The 6,482-nt window shown below is 65.1% G+C and carries 8 protein-coding genes; 7 read left to right on the top strand and 1 reads right to left on the bottom strand.

Annotated elements, in window-relative coordinates:
* The coding region (locus VGH54_RS14980; protein ID WP_331512829.1) for an LLM class F420-dependent oxidoreductase at window positions 1-634 on the bottom strand (634 nt) is incomplete at its 3' end.
* A gap of 70 nt (window positions 635-704) precedes the next feature.
* Between VGH54_RS14980 and VGH54_RS14975 the strand changes: the two genes are divergently transcribed.
* The 7 genes from VGH54_RS14975 to VGH54_RS14945 all read left to right on the top strand — a co-directional run.
* Window positions 705-1,697, top strand: a complete 993-nt coding sequence (locus tag VGH54_RS14975) for a Zn-ribbon domain-containing OB-fold protein (protein ID WP_331512828.1) — start codon at window positions 705-707, stop codon at window positions 1,695-1,697.
* Between the two features lie 9 nt (window positions 1,698-1,706).
* Complete coding sequence (locus VGH54_RS14970) at window positions 1,707-2,768, top strand: thiolase domain-containing protein (RefSeq protein ID WP_331512827.1); 1,062 nt, start codon at window positions 1,707-1,709, stop codon at window positions 2,766-2,768.
* 2 nt (window positions 2,769-2,770) lie between these two features.
* Complete coding sequence (locus tag VGH54_RS14965) at window positions 2,771-3,940, top strand: thiolase domain-containing protein (protein ID WP_331512826.1); 1,170 nt, start codon at window positions 2,771-2,773, stop codon at window positions 3,938-3,940.
* On the top strand, window positions 3,937-4,815 hold the full coding sequence (locus tag VGH54_RS14960; RefSeq protein ID WP_331512825.1) for a TIGR03619 family F420-dependent LLM class oxidoreductase: 879 nt from the start codon (window positions 3,937-3,939) through the stop codon (window positions 4,813-4,815). The genes VGH54_RS14965 and VGH54_RS14960 overlap by 4 nt, the downstream gene beginning before the upstream one ends.
* Window positions 4,815-5,222 carry a nuclear transport factor 2 family protein gene (locus VGH54_RS14955; RefSeq protein ID WP_331512831.1) on the top strand — a complete coding sequence of 136 codons (408 nt, stop codon included), beginning with the start codon at window positions 4,815-4,817 and terminating at the stop codon, window positions 5,220-5,222. The genes VGH54_RS14960 and VGH54_RS14955 overlap by 1 nt, the downstream gene beginning before the upstream one ends.
* A 111-nt stretch (window positions 5,223-5,333) precedes the next feature.
* On the top strand, window positions 5,334-5,924 hold the full coding sequence (locus VGH54_RS14950) for a DUF4389 domain-containing protein (protein WP_331512830.1): 591 nt from the start codon (window positions 5,334-5,336) through the stop codon (window positions 5,922-5,924).
* On the top strand, window positions 5,911-6,482 hold a 572-nt coding region (locus tag VGH54_RS14945; protein ID WP_331512824.1), incomplete at its 3' end, for a class I SAM-dependent methyltransferase. The genes VGH54_RS14950 and VGH54_RS14945, both read left to right, overlap by 14 nt.

The raw sequence follows: 6,482 nt of genomic DNA, 5'->3' as shown, positions 1-6,482 counted from the left end.
GGGCGAACCCCTCGTCCAGCCACTCGTTGTACGTGTCAGCCATGCGCGGCGTGTAGAAGATCGGCAGCCAGCCGTCGCAGACCTCGGCGGCCAATGCCACGTTCTTCGGCCCCTCGGCACCCAGCATGATCGGGATGTCGGCCCGCAGCGGGTGCGTGATGGGCTTGAGCGGTTTGCCCAGACCCGTTGCGCGATCACCGGTGAACGGCAGCGGATAGTGCGGGCCGTCGCTGGTCACCGGCTTCTCGCGGGCCCACACCTGCCGGATGATGTCGACGTATTCGCGGGTCCGCGCCAGCGGCTTGGGAAACGACTGGCCGTACCAACCCTCCACGACCTGCGGACCCGAGACGCCGAGACCCAGGATGTGCCGGCCTCCGCTGAGGTGGTCGAGGGTCAGCGCCGCCATCGCACACGCGGTCGGGGTACGAGCGGACAGCTGCACGACCGAGGTACCCAGCCGCAGCCTTCGCGTCGACGAGCCCCACCAGGCCAGCGGCGTGTAAGCGTCCGATCCCCATGCTTCGGCGGTGAACACCGCGTCGAAACCGGCGTCCTCTGCCGAGGCCACGAGTTCGGCGTGGTTGTCGGGCGGCTGAGCGCCCCAATATCCGAGCTGGAGTCCGAGCTTCATCAGTGCCGCCTTTCCTGCAGGTCTCGACCCTATCTTGAATCCATTCTTAGAACCTGTTCTACTCGATGCTGTGACCACCAGCCAAAGCAGCCCGGTGCAGATCGATACCCATCAGAAGCCCCTCTCGGCCCCTCTGAGGCTGTCCTTCGACTACACCCGTTCAGTAGGACCCACCCTCAGCGAGTTCTTCACCGCCCTGCGCGAGCGACGCATCGTCGGCTCCCGGGGCTCGGATGGCCGGGTCTACGTTCCGCCCGCCGAGTTCGACCCGGTGACCTACGAACGATTGACCGAGATCGTGCCGGTGTCCAGCGTCGGGACCGTGCTGTCGTGGACCTGGCAGCCCGAACCCCTTGAGGGACAACCGCTGGACCGGCCGTTCGCCTGGGCACTGATCAAACTCGACGGCTCCGACGTCCCGTTGCTGCACGCCGTGGACGCGGGATCGTCCGACGCGATCAGCACCGGCGTGCGGGTGCATGTCCACTGGGCCGACGAGCCGGCGGGTGCGATCACCGACATCGCCTACTTCGGGCTCGGCGACGAAGCCGAACCGGAGTCCGAAACGACCGACGACCGTGAACCGGTGAAAGTCCAGGTGACCCCGAGCAGCATCGAAATCCAGCACACCGCTTCACTTCCCGAGACCGCGTTCCTGCGCGGGCTGGAGGAGGGCAAGCTGCTGGGCGCCCGCACGGGCAAGGACGGCAAGGTGTACTTCCCGCCCAAGGAAGCCGACCCGGCGACCGGCCTGGAACTCGACAACTACATCGAGTTGCCCGACACAGGCACGGTGACGACGTTCGCGATCATCAACATCCCGTTCGCCGGGCAGCGGATCAAGCCGCCGTACGTCGCGGCCTACGTATTGCTCGACGGCGCCGATATCGCGTTCCTGCATCTGATTCAGGAGATCGACGCGACCGAGGTGCGGATGGGCATGCGGGTCGAGGCCGTCTGGAAGCCCCGCGACGAGTGGGGCCTGGGCATCGACAACATCGAATACTTCAAGCCGACCGGCGAACCCGACGCCGATTACGACACCTACAAACACCACCTGTAAGGGAACAACGTGACTGTTCGCGATGTAGCTGTCGTCGGATTCACCCATGCGCCGCATGTGCGCCGCACCGACGGCACCACCAACGGCGTCGAGATGCTGATGCCTTGCTTCCACTCGCTGTACGAAGAACTCGGCCTCGAGCAGACCGACATCGGCTTCTGGTGCTCCGGATCGTCGGATTACCTTGCCGGCCGGGCTTTCTCGTTCATCTCAGCAATCGACTCGATCGGGGCGGTGCCGCCGATCAACGAGTCGCATGTCGAGATGGACGCCGCGTGGGCACTGTATGAGGCCTACATCAAGCTGCTCACCGGTCAGGTCGACACCGCGCTGGTCTACGGCTTCGGCAAGTCTTCAGCCGGCACGCTGCGCCGGGTACTGGCGCTGCAGACCGACCCCTACACCGTCGCGCCGTTGTGGCCGGACGCCGTGTCGATGGCCGGCCTGCAAGCCCGCTTGGGACTGGACGCGGGTAAGTGGACGGCCGAGCAGATGGCCCAGGTCGCGCTGGACTCGTTCGCCGCTGCCGGGCGCACCGACTCGGAGAAGCCGGCGAAGAGCATCGACGAGTTGCTGGCCCGGCCGTACTTCGCGGATCCCCTTCGGCGACATGACATTGCGCCGATCACCGACGGCGCCTCGGCGATCGTGCTGGCCGCCGGCGACAGGGCCCGCGAGCTCCGGAAGAACCCGGCGTGGATCACCGGCATCGAGCATCGAATCGAGACTCCGGTGCTCGGCGCCCGCGACCTGACCACGTCGCCGTCGACGGCGGCCTCGTCCAAGGCAGCGACCGGCGGGGACGCCGCCTCGATCGAGGTGGCCGAGATCTACGCGCCGTTCAGCCATCAGCAACTCCTCCTGACCGAGGCCATCGGCCTGCCGTCGTCGACGAAGATCAACCCGTCGGGCGGCGCACTGGCCGCCAACCCGATGTTCTCGGCAGGGTTGGAGCGCATCGGCTTTGCGGCACAACACATTTTCGACGGCTCCGCGGGACGGGTGCTCGCGCACGCGACCAGCGGCCCGGTGTTGCAACAGAATCTCGTCGCCGTCCTGGAAGGGAAATAAAGATGGCGGGCCAGCTCGCTGCGGTGCTAGGCACCGGCCAGACGAAATACGTCGCCAAGCGCCAAGACGTCTCGATGAACGGCCTGGTTCGCGAGGCCATCGACAAGGCATTGGCTGACTCCGGGTCGACGATGGACGACATCGACGCCGTGGTGGTCGGCAAAGCGCCCGACTTCTTCGAGGGCGTCATGATGCCGGAGCTGTTCATGGCCGACGCCGTCGGCGCGACCGGTAAGCCGCTGATCCGGGTGCACACCGCGGGTTCGGTCGGCGGGTCGACCGGTGTGGTGGCGGCCAGCCTGGTGCAGTCGGGCAAATACCGGCGCGTACTGGCGATGGCGTGGGAGAAGCAGTCCGAGTCGAATGCCATGTGGGCGTTGAGCATTCCGGTGCCGTTCACCAAGCCGGTGGGTGCGGGCGCGGGTGGCTACTTCGCGCCGCACGTGCGCGCTTACATCCGCCGGTCGGGTGCGCCGACGCACATCGGTGCCATGGTCGCGGTCAAGGACCGGCTGAACGGTGCCAAGAATCCGCTGGCGCATCTGCATCAGCCAGACATCACGCTGGACAAGGTGATGGCGTCGCAGATGCTGTGGGATCCGATCCGTTTCGACGAGACCTGCCCGTCGTCCGACGGCGCCTGTGCGGTGGTGATCGGCAACGAGGACGTCGCCGACAAGCGCGTCGCCGATGGTCATCCGGTGGCGTGGATCCACGCCACCGCGTTGCGCACCGAACCGCTGGCCTACTCCGGCCGCGACCAGGTCAACCCGCAGGCCGGGCGCGACGCCGCCAAGGCGCTGTGGAAAGCGGCAGGCATCACCAGCCCGATCGACGAGATCGATTGCGCCGAGGTGTATGTGCCGTTCTCGTGGTTCGAGCCGATGTGGCTGGAGAACCTCGGGTTTGCGGCCGAGGGCGAGGGCTGGAAGCTCACCGAAGCGGGCGAAACTAAGATCGGCGGCCGAATCCCGCTCAACATGTCTGGCGGTGTGCTGTCGTCGAACCCGATCGGCGCGTCCGGCCTGATCCGGTTCGCCGAGGCGGCCATTCAGGTGATGGGCAAGGCGGGCGATCATCAGGTTCAGGGCGCCCGCAAGGCACTAGGCCACGCCTACGGCGGCGGCTCGCAGTATTACTCGATGTGGGTGGTAGGAGCTGACAAGCCGTGAAGTACACGTGCAGCGTCGCGATGGGGCCGATCGACCAGCTCATCGAGATCGCGAAAACGGCCGAAGAGGTGGGATTCGACGCGATCGCGCTGCCGGACTCGCTGTTCTACATGGAGAAGGCCGCCGCCGATTATCCCTACACGCCCGATGGTTCACGGATGTGGAACCAAGACACCCCGTGGGTCGATCCGCTGATCGCTGCCGGAGCGATGGGCGCGGTCACGTCGAAGCTATTTTTCTACACCAACGTGATGAAACTCGGCTCGCGTCACCCGCTGCTGCTCGCACGCCAGGTCGGTTCGGTGGCCAACCTCACCAACAACAGGTTCGGCTTCGGCGTCGGTATCGGCTGGGCGCCGGAAGAATTCGAATGGTGCGGCGTTCCCTACGCCAAGCGCGGCAAGCGCGTCGACGAGATGATCGAGGTCATCAAGCTCGTGCTGGACGGCGGGATGGTCGAATTCCATGGCGACTTCTACGACTTCGACAAATTGCAGATGAGCCCGGCCCCGAGCAAACCCGTGCCGTTCTACGTCGGCGGTCACACCGATGTCGCACTCAAGCGAGCCGCTCGGGTCAGCGACGGATGGACCAGCGCGATGATGACGTGTGATCAGCTTGCCGAAACCATCGGCAAGATCGAGGCGTTGCTCGCCGAATACGACCGTGCGGATGTGCCTTTCGAATACCAGGCGGTCTGCATCGACAAGTTCGGCGTGGACGGCCACAAGGAGTTGGCCGACGTCGGCGTGACCGACAACATCGTCATCCCCTGGATGTTCGACGGGCTGGGCTTCGATGCGCCGCTGGAGAAGAAGAAGGACTCGCTGAAGCGCTTCGCCGACACCTACATTCACTCGGGATGGCAGGACTGATGGCCGATTCTCCTGCACACCTGGCCGGCAAGCGTTCCCGCGATGCGGTGGGCGCCAGGGACAAAGAAGCGTGGCTGGCGGTCTTCGCCGACGATGCGATCGTGGAAGACCCGATCGGTCCGTCGCACTTCGATCCCGATGGTAAGGGCCATCGCGGACGCGACGCCATCTCGGCGTTCTGGGACATGGCGATTGCGCCGACGGACAAGATCGAGTTCGTTTTCCGCGACACCTATCAGTGTGGCAATGAAGAAGCCAACGTCGGCCACATCTTGATCACCGCAGCAGGACACCAGGTGACCGCCGAAGGGGTGTTCACCTACAAAGCCGACCACGACGGCAAGCTGCTGGCGCTGCGCGCGTACTGGGAAGTCGACCAGGCCACCGCGAGCGCGCGCAAGATCTGAACCCGGCACTCCTCTGGCCCGTAAGTACATTGGAGCGACCTGCACGACGGCCCGGGGAGTTGCAGGATGGACAGCGTGGACCAGCCCGTTGATAGGGACGATCCCGTACGAGTGCGCAGTGCTATCGATGCGCCGTCGCGCCGGCTCTGGCTGGTCAAATGGTGCGTGCTGGCGGTGCCGCACTACCCCATTCTGATCGGTCTGTATCTGCTGTATCCGCTGGTGACGATCGCCGCCGGCATCGCCATCGTGTTCACCGGACGGTATCCGCGCCCGCTCTTCGACTTCAACGTCGGGGTGCTGCGCTGGTCGTGGCGACTGATGAATTACCGCTTCCCGATGAACTGCACCGACAAGTACCCGCCTTTCACGCTCGCCTCGGTACCGGATTACCCGGCCGACCTCGAGGTGGATTACCCAGAAAGCCTTACGAATCGGGCTGCGCCGTTGCAACGGTGGCTGCTGGGACTGCCGCAGATAATCCTCTGCTGGGCGCTGGAGCCATTTCTGCAGGCGCTGTGCGTCGTCAACGCGGTGTGGTTGGGGTGCATCGGCACCATCAACCAGGGCATGTTCGACCTTCTGATGGGCATCGTGAGGTGGCGCTATCGGGTGGCCGTCTACATCTCGCTGATGCGCGACGAGTATCCGCCGTTCCGAATGGATCTGGGCAGCGTGCAGGTGGACCGTGGCGCGCCGTAATCCGTTGTTCCCGTACATCTATCGACTCGGCATGCCGGTGTTCGACCGGCTGTTCTATCGCCGTTATCGCCGAGAGGCGATGACTCACGCGTTCGGCCGGCTACTGATGGTGGGACTGGGACCCGGAACCGACCTGCTGTTCCTCCCGGCTGCGGTCACGTCGGTTGCCGCGGTGGAGCCCGAGGCGGCGATGCGCAGAATGGCGTCCGCGCTGGCACAGCGCCATGACATTGACGTCGACATCGTCGATGGGATCGGCGAGTCGATTCCCTTTCCGGACAACAGCTTTGACTCGGTGCATATCGGCCTGGTGTTGTGTTCGGTCGACGACGTGGACGCCACCCTGGCCGAAATCCGTCGGGTACTCGCACCCGGCGGCCGGCTGGTAGTCCTCGAGCATGTCCGCGGCGACGGACTGATGGGACGGTTTCAGGACCTGATCGCCAAGCCATGGTCGTGGCTGGCATCCGGATGCGAGCCGAACCGTCGAACCGTCGATGCCATTGCCGCTGCCGGATTCGACACCGGTGGGTTGCGCCGCATTCGGCGCACCCTGGT

This window comes from Mycobacterium sp., from assembly GCF_036488105.1.
Taxonomy (GTDB): Bacteria; Actinomycetota; Actinomycetes; order Mycobacteriales; family Mycobacteriaceae; genus Mycobacterium.
This window is presented reverse-complemented; position numbering and strand designations above follow the sequence as displayed.

Coding starts and splice junctions, on each gene's coding strand:
- VGH54_RS14965 (WP_331512826.1), top strand. CDS start 2,771: ATGGCGGGCCAGCTCGCTGCGGTGCTAGGCACCGGCCAGACGAAATAC.
- VGH54_RS14955 (WP_331512831.1), top strand. CDS start 4,815: ATGGCCGATTCTCCTGCACACCTGGCCGGCAAGCGTTCCCGCGATGCG.